Annotated in this window: 15 protein-coding genes; 10 read left to right on the forward strand and 5 right to left on the reverse strand. The window is 63.0% G+C overall.

From position 1 onward, the window contains the following. Nucleotides 1-35: 35 nt before the first annotated feature. Nucleotides 36-1,625 (forward strand): anti-phage dCTP deaminase, encoded by a 1,590-nt coding sequence (locus FHT37_RS20940; RefSeq protein WP_183484088.1) that lies wholly within the window; start codon nt 36-38, stop codon nt 1,623-1,625. 42 nt (nt 1,626-1,667) lie between these two features. Next, complete coding sequence (locus FHT37_RS20945; RefSeq protein ID WP_147241913.1) at nt 1,668-1,886, forward strand: hypothetical protein; 219 nt, start codon at nt 1,668-1,670, stop codon at nt 1,884-1,886. Between the two features lies 1 nt (nt 1,887). On the opposite strand, the gene FHT37_RS20950 is transcribed toward FHT37_RS20945, so the two are convergent. After that, nucleotides 1,888-2,490, reverse strand: coding sequence for a response regulator transcription factor (locus FHT37_RS20950; protein WP_091731098.1), 603 nt, complete (start codon nt 2,488-2,490; stop codon nt 1,888-1,890). Nucleotides 2,491-2,717: 227 nt separating this feature from the next. Between FHT37_RS20950 and FHT37_RS20955 the strand changes: the two genes are divergently transcribed. After that, entirely contained in the window at nt 2,718-5,828 is a 3,111-nt protein-coding gene (locus FHT37_RS20955) for a sensor histidine kinase (RefSeq protein ID WP_183484091.1), read from the forward strand. A 37-nt stretch (nt 5,829-5,865) separates the two neighbouring features. On the opposite strand, the gene FHT37_RS20960 is transcribed toward FHT37_RS20955, so the two are convergent. Then, complete coding sequence (locus tag FHT37_RS20960) at nt 5,866-6,870, reverse strand: PAS domain-containing protein (RefSeq protein ID WP_183484094.1); 1,005 nt, start codon at nt 6,868-6,870, stop codon at nt 5,866-5,868. Between the two features lie 441 nt (nt 6,871-7,311). Here FHT37_RS20960 and FHT37_RS20965 point away from each other — a divergent pair, with 441 nt between their 5' ends. The 6 genes from FHT37_RS20965 to FHT37_RS20990 all read left to right on the forward strand — a co-directional run bounded on the left by FHT37_RS20965 (nt 7,312) and on the right by FHT37_RS20990 (nt 12,676). Further along, nucleotides 7,312-7,866 (forward strand): hypothetical protein, encoded by a 555-nt coding sequence (locus FHT37_RS20965; protein WP_183484097.1) that lies wholly within the window; start codon nt 7,312-7,314, stop codon nt 7,864-7,866. A 280-nt stretch (nt 7,867-8,146) separates the two neighbouring features. After that, a complete protein-coding gene (locus FHT37_RS20970) occupies nt 8,147-8,737 on the forward strand; it encodes a hypothetical protein (RefSeq protein WP_091731115.1) in 591 nt (196 codons plus the stop codon). A gap of 412 nt (nt 8,738-9,149) precedes the next feature. Then, entirely contained in the window at nt 9,150-9,443 is a 294-nt protein-coding gene (locus FHT37_RS20975; protein WP_183484100.1) for a hypothetical protein, read from the forward strand. A gap of 269 nt (nt 9,444-9,712) precedes the next feature. Further along, nucleotides 9,713-10,552 carry a CPBP family intramembrane glutamic endopeptidase gene (locus FHT37_RS20980; RefSeq protein WP_183484103.1) on the forward strand — a complete coding sequence of 280 codons (840 nt, stop codon included), beginning with the start codon at nt 9,713-9,715 and terminating at the stop codon, nt 10,550-10,552. Nucleotides 10,553-10,611: 59 nt separating this feature from the next. Next, the gene (locus FHT37_RS20985) at nt 10,612-12,135 is read left to right on the forward strand and encodes a hypothetical protein (RefSeq protein WP_183484107.1); all 1,524 of its coding nucleotides are present in this window, start codon (nt 10,612-10,614) and stop codon (nt 12,133-12,135) included. A 34-nt stretch (nt 12,136-12,169) separates the two neighbouring features. After that, a complete protein-coding gene (locus tag FHT37_RS20990; RefSeq protein ID WP_183484110.1) occupies nt 12,170-12,676 on the forward strand; it encodes a toxin-activating lysine-acyltransferase in 507 nt (168 codons plus the stop codon). 527 nt (nt 12,677-13,203) lie between these two features. Here FHT37_RS20990 and FHT37_RS20995 read toward each other — a convergent pair. From FHT37_RS20995 to FHT37_RS21005, 3 genes are all read right to left on the reverse strand, one after another. Next, on the reverse strand, nt 13,204-15,282 hold the full coding sequence (locus FHT37_RS20995) for a hypothetical protein (RefSeq protein WP_183484113.1): 2,079 nt from the start codon (nt 15,280-15,282) through the stop codon (nt 13,204-13,206). A gap of 245 nt (nt 15,283-15,527) precedes the next feature. After that, nucleotides 15,528-16,529: a hypothetical protein gene (locus tag FHT37_RS21000; RefSeq protein WP_183484116.1), complete on the reverse strand. Its 1,002-nt coding sequence runs from the start codon at nt 16,527-16,529 to the stop codon at nt 15,528-15,530. 268 nt (nt 16,530-16,797) lie between these two features. Then, on the reverse strand, nt 16,798-16,998 hold the full coding sequence (locus FHT37_RS21005) for a KTSC domain-containing protein (RefSeq protein WP_183484118.1): 201 nt from the start codon (nt 16,996-16,998) through the stop codon (nt 16,798-16,800). Nucleotides 16,999-17,180: 182 nt separating this feature from the next. Here FHT37_RS21005 and FHT37_RS21010 point away from each other — a divergent pair, with 182 nt between their 5' ends. Further along, nucleotides 17,181-18,968, forward strand: coding sequence for an ATP-dependent endonuclease (locus FHT37_RS21010; RefSeq protein WP_183484121.1), 1,788 nt, complete (start codon nt 17,181-17,183; stop codon nt 18,966-18,968). Nucleotides 18,969-19,394 lie beyond the last annotated feature (426 nt).

Raw genomic sequence — 19,394 nt, forward strand, 5'->3', positions numbered from 1 at the left:
ATTCGAGTCAGGGGACTCGGACAAGGGGGACCCGAATGGCAGCGGGAAGCAATGTGTCGCTGTTGCCGCAGGCATCAGCATCAGACAAAGACGACCCCAGGCGCTTCGACGCCAAACGGCGCATCGACGAAGCGATCACGCCCGAACTGGTGATCGCGCTCTGCGGTCCGCTCGGGACGCCGCTCCATCAGGTGTCAGCCACGTTGAAGGAGCTGCTCGAGAAGTCCTACGACTACAAGGTGGTCGACGAGATCCGGCTCAGTCACTTCATCAAGGCGCGTTCGCAGCTGGGCGCAGCCAGCTCGATCCAGAACCTGATCGACGCGGGCAACGACCTCCGGCTGAAGTACGGCAACTCCGTGCTTGCCCAGTTGGCCATACGGAAGATCGCGATGGTTCGAAAGCGGCAGGAGGAAGCCCCCGACCACTCGCAGATGACCTTGAGCGGCGTGGAGCCCGCACCGGCAGCGGTGGTGCCGACGCCGGTGGTCCGTCATTGCCACATCATCGACTCCATCAAGAACACCGATGAGCTGGAGCTCCTGCGCTCGGTGTACGGGCGATTGCTTCATGTGATCAGCGTCCACGCGCCGCTGGCCTCGCGGGTGCAGCACCTGCAGAAGAAGCTGGGTGACATGGGCGAGGTCTTCAAGCTCATCGACCGGGATTCCGGGGAAGAGTTCGCCAACGGACAGAGCGTGCGCGACGTCTTCCCCCAAGCGGATTTCTTCCTCCGGATCAGCGATGGCACGGACGATCAGATCCGTGGCAGCCTGAGCCGCTATCTCGATCTGCTCCTGGGGGTGAAGATCATCACGCCGTCGGCCAATGAACGCGCGATGTATGAGGCGCACTCCGCAGCCAGGAACTCCGCGTGTCTTTCCCGACAGGTCGGAGCCGCCATCACCGCAGCCGATGGCAACGTCCTGGCCGTCGGCTGGAACGACGTCCCGCGGGCCTTCGGCGGCTTGTATGAAGCGCACGGCCGACCCGACGAGTCCCATTACGTTGACCATCGTTGCTGGAACAAGGATGGCGGCAAGTGCTGGAACGACGAGGAGAAGACGGAGATCGCCGAACGACTGGCGCAGGCATTGGAAGGCATCGTGGAAGCCGGAAAGATCGAAGAGGTCGTCACCCGCTTGAGGAGGTCCTCCGAGGTGCGCGGACTGATCGAGTTCTCCCGCGCAGTCCATGCGGAGATGCATGCGCTGCTCAACGCGGGCCATTCATCCGGCGGGCGCGTGCGCGGCGGGAAACTGTTCGTGACGACGTATCCGTGTCACTCCTGTGCCCGCCACATCATCGCGGCGGGCATCAGGGAAGTCCGTTTCATCGAGCCGTACCGCAAGAGCCTGGCGACCCGGCTCCATGCGGACGCCATCACCGAAATCGAGAGCGATGAAGCCAAGGTCCGCATCGTGCCGTTCGATGGCGTCGCTCCGGTCCGCTTCCTTGAACTCTTCAGTGAAGGTGGGTTGGGTCGGAAGGATGCTCGCACGGGGCGGATGCGAGTGTTCCCGATCGGCGTTCCCGTCACGTCGGTCACCCTGGAGGCGGTCACGACGCTCGAGGGCCTCGCGTTGCGAGAACTAGAATCCTCGGGTTTCCTCGCCGTACCTTGATGTGCCTGAGTTCATCAGCCGCCTCTCGAAACGAGCTTCGACATGAGCAAGCATCAAGACTCTCAACAGATTCCGTTGTTCCCCGAGCTGCAACCTGAAGCCCCGGGCGCGTCGCTCGCGAAGTGGGGGCGCGGTCAGGCAGAGGCATCTCCTCTGCGTCTGGTCAGCTCCGGACCGGGGCGAGTCAGTCAAGCCGCTGAAGAGGCGTCGCGCGACCGCCGGATCGAGATCGATCTGTTGAACCGCGTGAAGTACTTCTGATTCAGAGCTCGATGATTCCGCGCTTGAGCGCGATGGTGACCGCATGGGTGCGGTCCTTCGCGGAGAGCTTGCCGAGGATGGTCCGCATGTGGACCTTCACCGTCTCCTCGGTCAGCGACAGGCTCTCGGCCACTTCCTTGTTGGCGTGGCCCAGCGCCACCAGGCGCAGCACCTGCGTCTCGCGCAGCGAGAGCGTGCGGCTGCCCGCGTGCTCCGCGATGGCGGCCTCGATCACCGCCGGCACCATCAGCTGCCCCGCATGCACGCCGCGGATGGTCTCGATCAGCTCGGTGCGCATCAGGCCCTTGAGCAGGTAGCCGCTCGCGCCGGCCTTCATCGCCCGCACCGCCTGGAAGTCGCCCGCGAAGGTGGTCAGGATCACCACCCGCGCCTGCGGAAACTCCCGGCGGATCGCCGTCATCGCCTCGATGCCGTCCATATCGCGCATGCGCAGGTCCATCAGCGTGACGTCCGGCTGGTGCTGGCGGAAACGCGCCACCGCCTCCAGCCCGGTCGAGGCCTCGGCCACCAGGCGCATGTCGGGCTCGGCATCGATGACGGACGCGATGCCGCTGCGCATCAGCGCATGGTCATCGACGGCCATCACGGTGATGGCCGGGGAGGTGGGGGCGGGATCGATCACGCGGGCTCGGGTCGGAAGCGTCAGGGCCGAAGCGTAGCCGCAGCAGCCCCTCCCGCGCCTGCGCAAGGTCCCGCGCCCTCCCTCGAAAGAGTTAGCGCCCGGCGCGCGATCCCGTGCCTCGCGCGCTGATCGCCCGACCATCCCCGACCGACGGCGCCGCCGCCAAGTTCTGATAGCGTTCCGGCCCGATGACGCCGCCCCGCCCGAAGCCCGTTTCGACCCGCCGCGCCGAGCGTGCGGCGCGTGCCGTGCCGGCGTGGATGGCCTGGCTGCTGCCCGCCCTGCTGGCGGCCTGCTTGCTGGCCGGCGGCCGGCCGGCCTGGGCGCTGGACCGCACGCTGCACCTGCAGCAGTTCCATCACCGCGCCTGGACCGCCGCCGACGGCGTGCCGATGGAGACCTGGGCGATGGCCCAGACCCCCGACGGCTTGCTCTGGATGGGCGGGCCGAACGGGCTGACCGCCTTCGACGGCGTGCGCTTCGAGCGCTTCCGGCCGAACCCGCCGGAACTCTTCCCCTCCGCGGCGGTGGGGCGCCTGGTGGCAATGTCCAACGGCGATCTCTGGGCGGCCTTCTTCCCGCGCGGCCTGGTGCGGATTCGCGGCGGCCAGGTGTGGCGCGTGCCGGAGGACGAAGCCGTCGCCGCAATGCGCATCCGCTTCATCGCCGAGGGCTCGGGAGGCACGGTCTGGGCGGGCAGCCCGACCGGCTTGTTCCGCTTCGACGGGACGAGCTGGACCCGCATCGGCCCCGAGCACGGCGTGCCGACGCGCGCGATCGATGGCGTGGTGGCCGATGGCCGCGGCACGGTGTGGGTGTGCGACGACGAGCGGCTGCTGGCGCTGCCGCAGGGGGAGACGCGCTTCCGTCCGGTCGGCGATTGCACCGGCGCCGTCAGCCTGCAGGTGATCCGCGGCGAGATGTGGTTCGTCCACCCGCAGGAGATGCGCAAGGCGCCTGCCGTGTCGCAGGCGCCGCTCACCCGCGATCCCTTGCTCGCGACGCGGCGCGGGTCGTCGACCATCGCCGATCGCGAGGGCAACCTCTGGACCGTGTACTGCCCGGCCGGGCTGTGCCGCCGTCGTTTGCCGTGGCCGCTGGAGGGCGACCGCGTGCCGCTGACCGGCGAGCCCGAGCGCATGGCCGCGCCGGAAGGGCTGTCGGGTGACTTCGGGATGATGATCCTGGAGGATGCCGAGGGCAGCCTCTGGGTGGCGACCAAGAGCGGGCTCGACCGCTTCCGCCGCTCGCCGCTGGTGCCGGCGCCGATGCCGCGCGCGACCAGCAACTACGCGTTGTCGGCCGAGGCGGACGGCGCGGTGATGGTGTCGGCGTATTCGCCGGTGGCATCGACGCTGTGGCGCATGGCCGGCCCGGCGGGCGAGGGCCAGCGCGAGGCCGGGCCGCAGGGACAGGTCACCGCGATGGGGCGCGACCGCGCCGGGCGGCTGTGGATGGGCGGGCCCAGCGGGCTGTGGCGTCGCGACGGCGCGCGTTGGACGGAGGTGCCGCGGCCACCGGCGCTCGGGGAGCGCTGGATCAACGGCATCGTGCCGAGCGGGGACGGCGTGCTGGTGGCCTTCCAGCGGGCCGGCGTGCAGCGCTGGGAAGGCGGCAGTTGGACGCCGCTGACGCTGCCGGGCGTGGCCGGTCCGATCGAGGCGGCCGTCGCCGCCTCCGCGGACGGGACGCTCTGGCTGGGCCTGCAGGCCAACCAGCTGTGGCGCTGGCGCGATGGCGAGGCCACGCGCTTCGGGCCGGAAGAGGGCGTCGACGTCGGGGACGTACGGCATGTCCACGCGGGGCGCACGCGCTTGTTGATCGCCGGCGACTTCGGCGTGAGCCTGCTGCGCGGCGATCGATTCATTCTGCTGGTCGCCGAGGGGCAGGAGACGCTGGCCGGTGTGTCGGGCATCGTCGAGACGGCGAATGGCGACCTGTGGCTCAACGCGCGCAAGGGCGCGGTGCATGTGCGCCGCGAGGCGCTCGAGCGCTTTCTCGCCGATCCGCGTCAGCCGCTGGCGCTGGAGGTGCTGGACGCGCTCGACGGTTATCCCGGCAGCGCGACCTCGTTCTGGCCGCAGCCGAGCGTGGTCGAGGGCCGGGACGGCCGCCTGTGGTTCGCCGGGACGACCGGCGTCGCCTGGCTGGACCCGCTGCAGCCACGCCGCAACACGGTCGCGCCGGTGGTGCGGATCACCGGGCTGCGCGCGGGCGGCGCGGAGTACCCGGTCGGCGCGCCGCTCGTGCTGCCGCGGCTCACGGACATGATGGAGCTGCGCTTCTCCGCCGCGAGCCTGGCGGTGCCCGAGCGGGTGCGCTTCCGTTATCGGCTCGAGGGCGTGGACGCGCGCTGGCGCGAAGCGGGCGGGCGGCGCGAGACGGTCTACACCAGCCTCAGCCCGGGGCGTTACCGCTTCCGCGTGCTGGCGCTCAACAACGACGGCCTGGCCGCGCGCGAGGAGGCGGTGCAGGAGATCGAGATCCCCGCCGCCTTCCACCAGACCCTGTGGTTCCGCGCGCTCTGCGTGGCGGCCGCGGCGGCGCTCGCCTGGGGGCTGCACCGGCTGCGGCTGCGGCAGGCCGCACGGCGCGCCCGCGAGCAGATGCGCACCCGCATGGCCGAGCGCGAGCGCATCGCCCGGGAACTGCACGACACGCTGCTGCAGGGCGTGCAGGGGCTGATCCTGCGCGTCGAGGCGCACTCGGCGCAGCTGCCCACGGCCCATCCGGTGAGGGAGGCCATCGACGCCGACCTGGTGATGGCCGACGAGGTGCTCGACGAAAGCCGCCGCCGCGTGATGGCGCTGCGCGGCGCCAGCGAGACCGGGAGCAGCCTGCCGCGCGAGCTGGAGGACATCGCCGCGCAACTGGCGCGGGACTACGACGGCGAGTTCCATCTGGTGACGGTGGGCCGGGAGCGACCGCTGCGGCCGGAGGTGAGGGACGAGCTGCGGCTGATCCTCGGCGAGGCGCTGCTGAACGCGTTCCGGCATGCGCATGCGGACCGCATCACGATGAGCTGGCGCTTCGGCGGATGGTGGTTGCGGGTGACGCTGCGCGACGACGGCGCCGGCATGCTCCCCGCACTGGCGGCGCAGGGACGGCCCGGACACTTGGGGCTGGCCTCGATGCGCGAGCGGGCGAAGGGCCTGGGCGCGCGGCTGCGCATCACGAGCGCGCCGGGCCGCGGGACCGTGGTCGCGCTGGTGATGCGGGCGTCCAAGGCATACGGCAATGAGGCGGCGCCGGCTTCACCGGCTGACGGGGACGAACAGGCAGACGCCGATCGAGCGTGAGATCGCCGCGCTCGCCCGTGCCCTCGGGATCCAGCGCCTACACGTGCTGCCGGCACCGCAGCGTGCCGATCAGGAAGCTCTCCCGGCTGTCGTCGACCAGGATCGCCTTCGTCGTGGTGGCGATGTGGGTCGCGCCCCGCGCGGGCGTGATGACTTCCTCGTTGGTGCTTTCCTCGCGGGACCGCAGCACCATGTCGTCCTGCTGCCAGAAGACGTCGGCCTGTCGCTCGGGGAAGAAGTCGTAGTCGGACTTGCCGAGGAGGTCCTCGCGCGCCTGGCCGATGAGGCGGCAGAACGCCCGGTTGAGGAACACCCACCGATGCGCCTGGTCCTTGATGAAGATCGGATCGGGCGACTGATCGAGGGCGTGGTACAGGAGATGGCGACCATCGCGAGCCTCCCAGGGCGGTGCCTCGGAGGCCATCAGGCGCATGACCTCGTTGATGTGCAGCCGCGCCAGGCAGGAGGCGCCCTGGCGCTCATGCAGGCGGGCCAGCACGCGATGCACCGCGGCTTCCATCGGGACGAGTCCCGCCGCATGCGCCTGCTCCAGCAGTCGAGTGGCGACCGTCAGCGCCGCGGCGTCGTCGGCGCGGGCCAGGCGCTCCAGCCATCCGATCAGCGACCCGTCGACTTGCGGCGCAAGCAGCAGTGGCCGATTGGCCAGGAGCAGGGAGGCAGGCTGCTGCGGCGCGGTGCCCGGGTGGACGTTCTCCAGCATCCGCGGCGCGTCCGGCTCACCGACGAAGCGATAGCCTCGTCGTGGCACGGTGACGAGCAGCCTCGCTCGCCTGCTGCTGTCGCCGATCGCCAGTCGCGCCTTCTGCACCGCCACCGAGATCACGGCTTCGCCGAGGTGCCGGTTGCGCCACACCTCGTCGAGCAGACGGGCTTTCGTGACGACTTGATGCCGCCAGCGAATCAGGTAGACCAGCAGGTCGAAAGGCAAGGGCTCAAGCGGCCGGAGATGGCCCTCGAGCAGGACTTGCCGCTGCGCCACGCGTACCTCGCAGCGTCCGAAGACGAAGATCTCACCGCTCACGGACGTGGCCGGATGTTGGGATGCGCGATTGTCGAACGAACGTTGTCGCCGTCGCCACGTTCAGGTCGCCTTGGAGCCGTGGGTGGTGACTCGGTGATGACGTGGTTGGAGGTGGGCGATGGATCGGTTGTTCAAGCTTTGGAGTTCCTTTCGAACGGCCGCGCGGCGCTTGCGCAAACTGGGCGACGTCATCAGACATCCCCGAAACAAGCCGTACCAACGCACGTTCAACGAAGCACGCCCATGCAGACCGCACGCTCCCACGCCCCGCACACGAAGCACCTTTTCCTCACGACCGTCCTCTGCGCCGTTCTGGCCGCCTGCGGTGGCGGCGATGACGACGCCTCTCCCGCCACGCCGCCGGCACCGGACGCCCCGGTTGCACCGACCGGACCGACCTTGGCCGCTTGCTTCAACCTGACACCCGGCACGGCGTACACCATGACCGACCCCGATGGGGGAAGCACCTCCGGCAAGGTCCTCGTCGTGAACGAGAGCTTCGACGGGGCTGCCCGCAATGGCAGCGTGGAGTTCGCCGGCACCACCGACATCCGGAGTGCCGCGACCTACTGGTCCCCGGAGTCGAACGGCATCCGCTTCTGGGGACTCGTCGAGTACGACGAGTCCGGCACGGCGCAGGCCAAGACCGTCCATTCCGCAGCCTTCCTGTTGCCGCTGACCTTGCAGGCCGGCCAATCGACGGTCCTGAAGTACACCGACACGGTGCAGCAGCTGACCGGCCCGCAGGCCGGGCAGACCGACACCGAAGCGCTGGAGGAAACCTGGACCTTCGAGGGCTTTGAAACGCTGACGCTGGCCGGCAAGACCTTCGCCGACACCTGCCGGATCAAGACCCAGGCCGCCGCCGCGGGCGAGGACGGTCCGTCGACCTTGTGGTTCGCGAAGGGCTTCGGCGTGATCCGCGTGCGGCACACCAACAGCGCCGGTCAGGTCGTCGAGGAATCGTCGCTGAACGCGGTCACCGCGCAGCCCTGAGCGCGGCGTCGTGATGGCGGCACCTGAGGCGAATGGGCAGTCCAGGCCTCAGGTGCCATGCCGCGGGCGCCGCTGGTGGCGAGCCTGACTTGGCCTGCTGCGATTGCGTCTTCACGCGCGCTTGATCCTTCGTCGACCCGGGCTTCATCACTTCGGACTTCTTTACCCATTCGCGACCGACTGCACCAGCTTTGCTGTCCGCTGGTTCGCGGCGGGGGACGTTGACTGGCCGTGGGGCCATCGGCCTCTCTTCTCAACGAATCGGAATGGAAGGATCGATATGAAGCTCAATGCTCGACTGCTGGCCGTCTCGGCGCTGATCGCGGTGTGCAGCGCCAGCTTCGCGCAGTCCACGGCCACGACCGTGCAGCGCGACGTCAATCAACAGCGCCGCATCGAAGACGGATTGAAGAGCGGCGAGTTGACCGTGCAGGAAGCCGGCAAGCTCGAACGCGAGGAAGGCCGCATCGACAAGCTGCAATCGCGGGAGTTGAAGGATGGGCATCTGTCGGACGCGGAGCGCGCTCGCCTGCGAGCCGCGCAGAACCGGGCCAGCGCCGACATCACCCGGCTGGAGAGCAATGGCCAGGTGGCGTCTCCCAATTCCCGATCGGCCAAGCGCATGGAGGCCGACGTGCAGCACAACATCAACCAGCAGCGCCGCATCGAGTCGGGACTGCAGGACGGCTCGCTGTCTCGCCGGGAGGTGGGGCAGCTGGAGCGCGGACAAGCGGAAGTCAGTCACAAGGAAGCGGTCGCGGCGCACAACGGGCACATCGCGCGCGGCGAGCAGATCGCGGTGAATCGGGCGGAGAAGCATCAGAGTGCTCGGATTCATCGTGAGCGGACGGAGGCGGGTGGCGCGAACTGAGCCGGGAGGCTTGGGAGACCCGCTCGAGCATCTTGGCGCGCGAACGGTGCGCGTGGGCCGGAACCGCCTGGGTTGCGCGCTGTTGGGGTGCGCACGCGGTTGGCATCGAGCCCTTGGCTCGGAAGCGCAGCAAGAAACCGGGCAAGAAAGCAATGGTCCGCAGCACAGGGCGAGGTGGGCCAGCGCTTTGCAGACACGCCGTGGGCGTGAGGAAAGAAGCGCTACCACGGCTCGTGAATGTCCGGGCTCTACAGCAAGCGCGCTGAACGGTCCACAACTTCAGCGAAAGACAAAAGGGCTTTTTGACGGATCCGTCTTTTCGCCTAGTTTCTCCTCCTTCTGGGGGGAATTTGAACCTGTCCCTCCTCTCTTAGACTTTTTTGCGTGGAAAGAAAAAGGACTAACAAGGCACATGCGCAAGGGAGGCTGGGTTCACACCTGCGGAAAACAAGCGGAACTGGCAACTGGCATGAATTTGGATGCACTAGCCGGTGTTGGCCTTGAAGGGAAAGAGATTCTGAGCGAGGTTGTTTCTCGCGAAGATTCGGACGGATCGACCGCTTTCGATCTATTTCTTTGGAGGAAACTATTGTGCGACTTATTGAAGCGACCGAATTTGATGCAATTTCTGGTGGTGAAGTCGGTGCAACCGGCATGGGCGACAATTATCACTACACCGGCGAAATTGTCAGCCGCGACGACGTGATTCGATGCCTCGGGGCTAACGGTAGCAATTGGATCGAAGCCCATTGGATTTGCCTTTTCTGAATGACGGCTTAATACAAGTTGCCATTCATATGGCCGCCGTAGTGCGGCCATATTTACTGTTGGTTGGAAATTTGGACGCGTCCAGCGAAGTCATGCGCATGATCGCTGCCCAATGTCTGGGACGGCGAGAGTTCCGGCCCCGCCTTTCCCGGCGATCGGCTCCTGGCGACCATCGGGTACGAGCGACCTACTATTCATGATTTCGCTATGAAAAGAATAGCTGCCAGTGCATTGAGGGTCGTCGCGTGCATCATTGTTTTTTTTGCCGCAGTCACCTTCGTGGTTGGGTGCTCTCATGTCATTTCGGACGCTTCCATGAGAATGGTTGGGCCTGCGAAGGGGAGCTACCTATTTAAGACTTCTCTCTTTTTAGGCGTGCAGTTCGCCGTTTCTGGCGCAATCTACCTCGCATATAAAAGCGCCCCGCCTCTTATATCAAAGTCGAGCACGGAGGCCCTCTTCTTTTCGAGAGGAGTCAGCCTATCAGGATTCATGCATGCAATTATTCCTGTAATAGCAATCCCCGTCATTTCAATCGTGCTCGCCTGGGCCTCTCGGAAAGACGTCGCGATCAACGGCATCATGCGCTGGGAGCTTCTTCCCATATCTGTGGCAATAGTGATTGTCGCCGCCGCGATAGAGGAGTTTTTGTTCAGGGGCATGCTGCTGAGAATACTGTTGCAGTACTCGAATTCGCCGGCGCTGGTATGTCTTATTTTTCAGTCCGCCGTGTTTGCACTGTTTCATGGAGAAGCGGCAAGGGCGTCGTGGTTGAACTTCTTCGGATTCTTCTGCGTGGGGTTGTTGTTGGGGCTGGTCTATCAGGCAAGCAAGGTATTGTGGGCTCCTGTTTTAGTTCACTCGTGGTCAAACATCTGGTCCGGCCTGCTGACCGGCGGCAGCGATTCATGGTTCGCCGGGCTCCTATTCAATGAAGCAATTGACTATTTCACAGCGGTGAAGCGGTTTGCGGTAGTCGCGACGGTTCTACTCCTGCTGCGATCCCTCCAGGATCGGAAAGGCTTGGCGGGGCGCAAGCTGACATAAAGTGAAACCCTAGCGTCCCCAACTTTTCAGTTGAATCGCCTCACAAGCAGAATGAGTTCATGACGGTTGTTCTTGGAAATTCGCCTCTCTCCGTCGCCGTGAAGCTGGAGCGGTGTGCACGACCAACGGTGCATTGGACGTGGAGCGGAAATCATTTTACGGAACTTGAGCTGAAAGACTATTGCTGTGTCATTCCGGAGTTCCCAGACGCCGCGCATAGAACTGACGCAGTTTCGCTGTTTTCCGATCGATACGGTGGCGAAGGCATCGGATTCTGCGGAGGAAGCGCCCGCTGCGCTACGAGTTCGGACGTCCAAATTAAGGGCGTTGGGTTGACCCCGCTATACGGTGCAAGGCCGGGTAGCGAACCAGAGATATTGCATTCGGGCGGCACCATCGATCTTCTGGATGCGGGTCACGAGGCCATAATGAGTTCAATATGTGGCGAGGTGCTTCCCTACGGCGCCGTGCCGACGCTGGCACTAATGTCCACCGGAACATTCGCCAGAGCCGCTTTTGCAAAACCTGGAAGTCCGCCATCAGTACCTCGCGTCATCCTGTTGCGCCGTTTCGCCTGGCGTCCTGCGCACTTCCTGCGAAACATACATTTTCGCCCTCATCCGGAATTTGGAATCTCGAACGATAGCGCTCGAGTTCGATTTGCTGCGCAAAGGCTTCCGGAAATTTTGGAACGCGAACTCGGCGTGGAGCGGACCGAGATCAATGAAGGACTGCTTGCCATCGCCGCACGTTTTGCCAAGCAGCTTGCCGCAGCACACGCGAAGCGCATATTCCATGGAGGGCTGAGTGCATCAAACATCGCGCTGGACGGCCGCTTCCTTGACTTTGGCACATGCACGGCTGTACCGGCTTATCGGCGCCGCATCGGGGCGCCAAAGCCGGGCGGGGCTGATATTTGGAATCAGGGCGAATATATTGAAAGAATTCTCTTGAGCATGCGCCAGCAGCTGGAGCGCTATCTTCCCCGGCCATCAGACTACAAGATTGTTCCGACATTGGAACTCTTGCAGGAATTCCGCTGTCACCACGATGCTTGCTTGGCTATAGAGTTCTCAAAGCTGTCCGGGATTCCGGAGGATGCACTTCTATTGATGCCGAGGAGGCTGCTTGATGATGCGTACCGGTGTATGCGGGAAATTGCATTGAGAGGTAGTCGACGATATATATTGAAAGAAGGGTTTGATACCGTCAATACGTCGGCAGCTCCGCTTCAATCGATAGGCTGGCACGATCTCAACGAAGCATTGCGCGCGTATGTAGGGAGGGAGCTGGGCGGATCGACAACTTTAAGGGAAAGTTTGGGCGATCCTGTTCTGGCCGATACCTTGTCACGTTGTCTGGATGCCCTGTATTTCGCCTACCGAGGGCAGCAACCTGCTGAATATATGCGGAGTCTACGCACTCCCGCACTTCAACGGTGTCTGAGATTGAACAGGTCCCTCAGCTTTCTTGTGCGCGAGTCAATCTACGATGGGTTGCGAAAATTCGAGAAAGACCTTTCCGGGGTCGGCGATTTTATAGATTCGATCATCAAAAACGCCGTTCATATCCTCTCTGACTAACATCCTTGGTCCTGTCAAGCTCTTTCCAGATGAAATGTACTACGACGTAGCGGGCGTGAAAGGCGAGGCCGATATCAATCATCGACGCGCCAATGAAGATATAGGTGCCATAGTGCGGTTCGCTGGTGCTCGACCCAGCCATGGTGGAACGTCTTTGGCGCGTTTTTCGCATGCGCTGTCGTTCGCGCATGGCCTGGGTCAGACGAAGGTGTTCTATAACGGGTTTGGGCAGTGCACCGGGTTTGTTGTGTGGGCCTTATTGGTTCCCGATGTGGAGTGTCGAGTTATAAGAACCAAACGCTTGGAACTGCATGACTTCGAATGGAACGAAGGCGACAGTCTTTGGATCATCGATTTTTTGACAAGGCCCGGCTCTCTTAGGCCGGCTCTGGAATACATGCGGGACGAACTCTTTAAGGATTACAGGACAGTGAGCTACGGCCGGAATCGGAACGGTGAACTGGTCTTCAAGAGAGCGGACCGTGACAGCAAATCGGCTTTCTGGTCTTCAGCCGGCGATCCCAGCAGGGAGGGGACTTGAGGTTGCGCACTCTTGTCCATCCGAGGCAAGCGAATATGGAACTAGTTTCGCCAGCGACGCTCGCCAACCGGTGACTTGCGCTACCTGCTCACCGTGCTTCGGCGGTAGTTGCCCGTACGCCGCCGGCGTAGCGGAGGAACGAATCCCCAGAAGGCGCCTATGAGCGCCGGGGCTCTCCCAGTGTCGGTTCTCACTCAAGCCGAAACTAGCTGCCCAGGGGCCCACGGGCTTAGCCGCGACCACCTCACAGCACCTTGAACCGCCGTCTCACTGAAGATTGAACTTTCCGGAATCCGTTTCGTTCAAGATGAAACTTAAGCGGTGCGCCCAGCCGCCTATGGCTCATGCAAGCGCCTACTACACGCCCCACAGTACGAGCGAGAGCGTCGCGCCGAGAGCGAGAGCGAGGAACATCAGGCCGACCCACCACCGATCGAATGGAGGCCTGCGCCGCGTGACCAGCATGGCCGAGCCGGATCGGTCTTGCCTTCTCGTCGAGACAACCTTGCGGGCCGGCCGGCTCCTTGTCAGGCCAAGCTATCGAGCACGGCTTGAAGATACACGCGACATTTGGCAGGGTAATGCTTGACCTTCAGATCCTGAAACCCCACTCCCACGATGCGCCCCAAGGCATCGGGTTCGAGGAAATACATCGCGCCTTCCAAAGAGAGCACCTTGTCGTCGACCAAGCGCCGTCGCAGGGCTTCGCCGAGCGAACCCTTGGTCATGCGAAAGTGCTCCACCTTGCCTCTGAAACGAGCAAGGCGGCCTTTGCTGTGTGAGCGAAAGGAGATGCACAGCCGGCGCAGTGCCCGCTGGGCGTCTGCCATGCGCGGATCCGGATCTTCTGCCTCCTCGGTCGAGAAGGGAGTCCAGGGGTAAGCCTTAGATCCGGGCCAGATGACCTGTAGGATTGCGCCGTGTCGCACGAGGGGCGGGCGCAAGCCGCCTTCTGTCAGCGCCTCGCGCGCCTCCAAAACAATGGTCTGGTCGATCGCAGCCGTTGCGGGGTCCGGCTTGACGACCAGCTCGCTGCAATTCATGACGAGAGCGCCAGCGCGTAGGGCAATGGGCGCCGCGAGTTCGAGCTGGCCCCCTTCGCCGCACTCGACCTCAGTGTTCTCGGCGTCGACGTTGATGCCGGTCACCCTTCGGCCGAAGCGGAGCACGCCGCCTGGCACTGTCTTGAACTCGTAGTGCTTTTCTGAACCGGATTGCTGGACCAGCGCCATCTCGACGTCGAGCGCATCCTCGCCGTCCGCTGAGAGTCGTACGATGTCGCCCGCGCCAGCCATGGCTTCCAGCGACGCGTAGAGAAGACCGACATGGGAGGCCGGAATGGGGCCATTGCCAGCGGCCTCGCGGTAGAACTCGAGCAGGAAAGGATTAGGCGTGTTGGGGCCGCTGCCAGCGAAGCGCTCGGCGGCCTTGGCGACATCATGATCATCGCTCGTCAGTGCCGCAGCCAGAATGCTGGCTCCAAAGACGGCACTGGAAGGCTTGAGTTCCTTGGTATCCAGGAACGGGTGCTGGGGCAGCAAGCTTTCTACCGCCTGCTCATATGGCGCCACGGCATGCTGGGGAAGGCCGACCGGGATTTGTGGTTTGCCCGTCTTGAAGATGCGTGACGCGAGCCGAGCTAGTTGCTCGCCTGGACCGTAGAGGCCTGTGGCATCGAAGCCAGCAACGCTCTCCGCCAGCTGTGTGGCGAGCTTTCCAGACTCGCGGATCATGACCTGTGAGGTCACGCGACCGAGTACCTGCCCTTCAAGGATTGAACGGGTGGCATCGCTGATCTTGGCCGGGTTTGGCTCCGATGCGATCACGGTGGCCACCGCTTCTAGCACCGGGGCGTAACCCGCGAATTGCGGTCCGTCGGCATGTGTGACATCCGTGAGGTGCTGCACGAGAAAATCTGCAGCGTCGCGGTACACCGAATCATGCGTGGCGAGCGTCGTGGCAAGGTGTGGGAAAAGCTTGCGAGGCGGCTCCTCTTCAGTGGCGCTCGACAGCCGCTGCAGCGCGGCAAGGACAAAGTCCTTGGCTCGGTCTGCGTTGAACAACTGGATGTCGAAGATCGGCGGCGTCAGGCCAGCACGCTCATTGAGGATGGTCCACGCTTCTTCGACGATCCCAACCCGCCCGAGCAGCACGACCGGCACGCCGCGCTTGCCGGCGACGTTGGCCACGTCGGTCAGGAAGTCCTCGAACGATGACTGGGTGACGCGCAGCCTGGCCTCATCGAGAGCGTCGACAAGCAGCGTCGAGGTGCCGGCTTGCCAAGAGTTCCAGAGGCCAGCGTTGACCAAGCCGCCGACAAGGTAGTTGCCCGCGACGGTCGCGGCAATCGACAGGTCCAGGTAAACGGCGTTCGTGACAGCGCAGATCTCCCGAGCCAACGTCGACTTACCCACCGCCCCGGAAGCCGCAATCATCCAGACGCTCTGCGTCAGGTCATCGAAGCCGTCTCGCAACGAGAGACTGGCTTCAACGAAGGACGGCGCGTGTTCGAGCACGGGGCTCCATCCCTTAAGCACGCCCGCGTGGCGTTGAGGGGCGACTGACGCAAACTTTGGGCGCCAAAACGCCTGGATCGAGTAGTCCATGAACCTCTCCCTGATTTTTTGGAATGGCTGCCCAGCAAGGCCGCCGGGTTAACAACAGCGCCGAGTGGTGGGCTAGCCAGGCGGAGCGTACGGCCTAGGCTTCTTCTGTCAATCGTGATGTGCTCGGACAGCGATAGCCGCCGTGCGCCACAGCAGCTCTTTGACGGTATTGGGACCGCTGCCGCGAGTCATCTCGACCGAGCAAAGCACGAGCAGAGCTGTATGAGTTCGACCGGCCATGTCGATCAAGGTCTTGGAACACGCCGCATGTCGAGGCCACGAAAATTCATCTCTTCAAGAAAGTGCGTGAACTCTTCCATCAGTGGAAGAACAACATCCTCGACGTAGCCCGGACCGCCTTCTACGAAGTGTGGAAGGGTCCGCCGCATGATGTCCGAACCTTTTTGGAGCAGATGTTCGTCTCGCAGCGAGCGGAGATAAGGGTGGGCTCGGTACTCGCGGCGCCACCACTCGTGCCTGGGAAGCTGTGCGGGCGGCGCTTCAAGCGCCGCCCGCATCGTCATGAACTTCAGCTCCGACGCATCCGAGATTTCGCTTGACCCGCTGACGCCGCCATTCGCGACAGCCCACTTCTGTACCAGGTCGTGATGGAAGTCCTTGAACCAAGGAAACCTCCGGGCAATGTCGTTGTCGATCAGCATGAACGGGGCTGCGGGCCGGCCTTCGACGGCTCCGACGGAATGGCACTCAAAGCAAAGGCATACAAAGTCCAGCTTCTCCGCTTCGCTTTTTCCCGTGCGGGGGCGTCGCAGTAGCTGTGCGACGCGATGACCAACCACATAGGGGTCGAGGATCTCGATGGAATCGTTCAATATCAGAAGCACGCCTGCGGCGTCTGGAAGATCAAGTGCGCGGCGAGTGTGCGTCACCTGTTCTTCCGCGGAGCGGACTACAGTTTCGACTGACCGCCCCAGCGCGTTGACCAGCCTCTTGTAAATGGCGTCGCCGTCTGAGAGGTTTGAGAGCACCTTGCGCACATTGGCCTTGCCATAGAAAAGAGGCCAATCGCCACGCGTCCGATGCTGATCGCCCAACGTTTCAACCTTGTGCGACGGGTCATCCGTGAGCGTTTTGATCTCGACGATGACCTTGCGATTCGCAAGCAGATAGTCAGCCTTGCGCCGATTCTTCCCGTCATCGGGTAGCTGCAGTCGGTCTATAGACTCGGCGGCTGGCAGACCATCGAGGAAACGGGTGAACCGTGCTTCAAGCGTTTTGCTGTCCATGAGAAGCGCTCAACCTCAAGAACGTTTGCCAGTGGGGCGTACGCCAGATCGGCGTCGTCCTGCGATGGCCACAAGTTCGCCAGCGCGCCGGACCCAGCCGCTCGGTCATCTGTCACATGATGCCGTTCGAGCATTGCAAGCGTTCGAACTCCGGTGAATCAACGCGGTGCGCACTGTGTGCATCGGCCCAACGCGGCAACCACCCAAATGCAGCCGGGGTTCGGTACCCATCCGAGGATGGTCGGAATATTCGGAGCCTGCCGCCGCCTCAACAAGGATAGCGATCCTTGATGTGATCGTTGTAGTAGCTGCCTTTCGAAGCCGCTCGTATCAGTCCGTCGAATACGTGCTGAGGCACGCCGCAGAAATCGTAGGTGTGGCCCTGAACAAAGGTGATCTTCATGCGACGGGTATGAGGGTCATACCCGACGGCCACCATAGCGGAAGAGCTCACTCGAATCATCTGCATGATGTGCCCTCGTTTTCTAGACTGGTGCGATGGCTGTATCGCGTCGAAAGCAGGATCTTAGGCTGGGAGCCCGGTCTCCCAAGCAGCGCGCGATTCGTCGCGCCAGGTCCACAGGCCATCCTTCTACTTGAGACCACAGAGCCGCAGTTGTACGCTCTAGGAAACTGAGCCGGGAGGACTCAATGGCCACAGCGAAAAAGGCAGCAGGGGGGACGGCTGCATCATCCATATCCTTGGTGCCGGAAGACCCCAAGACTCCGCGCCCAAGGCTTCATAAGCTGATCACTAAGAACTTCAGGGCAATCGGCCCCAAGCCGGTTGAGATTGAGCTTGACGAAATTGTAGTTTTGGTTGGGCCGAACAATGCTGGTAAGAGCAGCATCCTGCGCGCGTACGACGTGGCGATGAAGCAAGGCTCTACCGAGGGCAAGCTCCAGATCGAAGACTTTCCTAATGGCAAGGTTCTGGAAGCGGCACTGCCCGAGATCGAACTCCAAACGATCGTGTTCGATAACGCTCCTGGTGACCGATGGTTGGCACCCACCGCTGACGGGGAATGGCTGATTCGCGAGCAGTGGGTGTGGTCAAACCCCGGCGAGAACCCGAAACGGCGAGGCTTTGACGTAAAGAAGGGGGACTGGGACGAAGCCGTCCCATGGGGCGCGCCCGCGATCGCGAACGCTAGAAGGCCTCGGCCCCATCGCATTGAAGCCTTTGCGTCACCGGATATCCAGGCAAAGGAAATTGCATCGCTGCTTATCGATGTCCTCATGGACAAGTACAAGGGGTTTAAGACCGATCCAGCACAGGATAAATCAGACTATGAGCTGCTAATTGCGCAAATTTCGGCGTTTCAGAAGCGAGTGGTCGACTCAGCGACCGGAGAAATGCAGAAGATTGAGGCGGAGGTTTCGACTCTGCTTGAAAAGGTTTTTCCTAAACATCGTATCAAGCTGGATGCTAAGGCGGAAACCGACGTCGACAAGGCGTATACGCCTTTCAAAAGCGGCGCTGAAGTGCTGATGGGGCCGGACGGGGGCTACTTCGGCAAGGTGGCGCAACAGGGCAGCGGCGCACGGCGGACGCTGCTCTGGGCCGCGCTTAAGTATTTGACCGAAACTGAGGCCGCTAAGACAGCCAGTTCACGGCCGCACGTGCTGCTTCTTGACGAGCCCGAGATCTGCCTACATCCGAATGCCATCCGTGAGGCCCGCGAAGTCCTCTATGCGCTCCCGGAGACGAAAAACTGGCAGGTGATGATTACAACGCACTCCCCTGTGTTCATCGACCTTGCGAAGAACAATACGACGGTGATTCGCGTTGAACGCGGACAGGACGACGCAATCAGAAGCGTTACGTTGCATCGCCCATCTAAGATTAAGCTGGATGACGATGACCGTGCAAATCTGAAGGCACTTAACGCCTGTGATCCCTACTTGAATGAGTTCTTCTTTGGTGGGGATGTCGTTGTTGTCGAAGGGGACACCGAGTACACAGCCTTCCAGCTATTGAAGGCTAATTTTCCGACGAAGTATCGAAATTTGCATGTGGTTAGGGCCCGCGGAAAAGGGGCAATTCTCACCGTGCTGAAGATCCTGAATCAGTTCTCTGCAAGATATGCCGTGCTTCATGACTCTGACGTGCCGCTGACCAAGAATGGAACCGCCAGCCCCGCCTGGGGGGCTAACACTTCCATTCGGGATGCGATCGAAAGCGGTGCGGCGGCTGGCGCTGTCGTGCATATCGTGTCCGTGACCAACTTCGAGGTTGCGCTGTTCGGGGAAGAAGCGGCGGCCAACAAGCCCTACAACACCCTCAAGAGATTGAACGATTCCGTTGCCCTGCAGGAGCAGGCCTGCGGCCTGCTCGATGCGTTGTTAGATCCCGCACAGGTGGTTGGTGAACCGTTCCGTAGGTGGACGACATTGGCCGACCTTCAAGCTGCGGTTGCGGGCTCCGCCGCAGCATGAGCCGACGTACACAGCCTGAAGCCGGCTCCGGTCTGAATTGGCACTCGGCAGCCAAAATCGGGCTAGGCGTGAGCGGTTGGTGGCCAACGTCCTTTAGGGCCGGTGAAGTGCGCCGCGTCGATCGCGTGCGTCCCGATGTCGTAAGGCTCCGTACGAAGCGGCGCGAACGCGATGAATGAGACAGAGAATGCAAGCAGCAGCATTCGCGGTTCCGCAGACCTTAGCGCCCGAGAGTTGCGGTTCCTAGGGGCAATGACGGCGGCCGTAGCGGTGGATGTTGCTTGCGCTCTGGCTGTGTTTGACCCGGGTCATTTCCATGGAAACTGACCCCGTGTTGATTGCCGCCGAATCCTGACCCGCCGACCGCACTGATTTCCGTTCAAACCTGACCCACGTATGAACCCTAGCCTGCCGCAACTTGCGGCA

The sequence above is a fragment of the Mitsuaria sp. BK037 genome (genome assembly GCF_014193045.1).
Classification (GTDB): Bacteria; Pseudomonadota; Gammaproteobacteria; order Burkholderiales; family Burkholderiaceae_C; genus Roseateles.

Excerpts from the sequence above, each read along its gene's own strand:
- FHT37_RS20940 (WP_183484088.1), top strand. The coding sequence starts at position 36 with ATGGCAGCGGGAAGCAATGTGTCGCTGTTGCCGCAGGCATCAGCATCA.
- FHT37_RS20945 (WP_147241913.1), top strand. The coding sequence starts at position 1,668 with ATGAGCAAGCATCAAGACTCTCAACAGATTCCGTTGTTCCCCGAGCTG.
- FHT37_RS20950 (WP_091731098.1), bottom strand. The coding sequence starts at position 2,490 with ATGGCCGTCGATGACCATGCGCTGATGCGCAGCGGCATCGCGTCCGTC.
- FHT37_RS20955 (WP_183484091.1), top strand. The coding sequence starts at position 2,718 with ATGACGCCGCCCCGCCCGAAGCCCGTTTCGACCCGCCGCGCCGAGCGT.
- FHT37_RS20965 (WP_183484097.1), top strand. The coding sequence starts at position 7,312 with ATGACCGACCCCGATGGGGGAAGCACCTCCGGCAAGGTCCTCGTCGTG.
- FHT37_RS20970 (WP_091731115.1), top strand. The coding sequence starts at position 8,147 with ATGAAGCTCAATGCTCGACTGCTGGCCGTCTCGGCGCTGATCGCGGTG.
- FHT37_RS20975 (WP_183484100.1), top strand. The coding sequence starts at position 9,150 with ATGCGCAAGGGAGGCTGGGTTCACACCTGCGGAAAACAAGCGGAACTG.
- FHT37_RS20980 (WP_183484103.1), top strand. The coding sequence starts at position 9,713 with ATGAAAAGAATAGCTGCCAGTGCATTGAGGGTCGTCGCGTGCATCATT.
- FHT37_RS20985 (WP_183484107.1), top strand. The coding sequence starts at position 10,612 with ATGACGGTTGTTCTTGGAAATTCGCCTCTCTCCGTCGCCGTGAAGCTG.
- FHT37_RS20990 (WP_183484110.1), top strand. The coding sequence starts at position 12,170 with ATGTACTACGACGTAGCGGGCGTGAAAGGCGAGGCCGATATCAATCAT.
- FHT37_RS20995 (WP_183484113.1), bottom strand. The coding sequence starts at position 15,282 with ATGGACTACTCGATCCAGGCGTTTTGGCGCCCAAAGTTTGCGTCAGTC.
- FHT37_RS21000 (WP_183484116.1), bottom strand. The coding sequence starts at position 16,529 with ATGGACAGCAAAACGCTTGAAGCACGGTTCACCCGTTTCCTCGATGGT.
- FHT37_RS21005 (WP_183484118.1), bottom strand. The coding sequence starts at position 16,998 with ATGCAGATGATTCGAGTGAGCTCTTCCGCTATGGTGGCCGTCGGGTAT.
- FHT37_RS21010 (WP_183484121.1), top strand. The coding sequence starts at position 17,181 with ATGGCCACAGCGAAAAAGGCAGCAGGGGGGACGGCTGCATCATCCATA.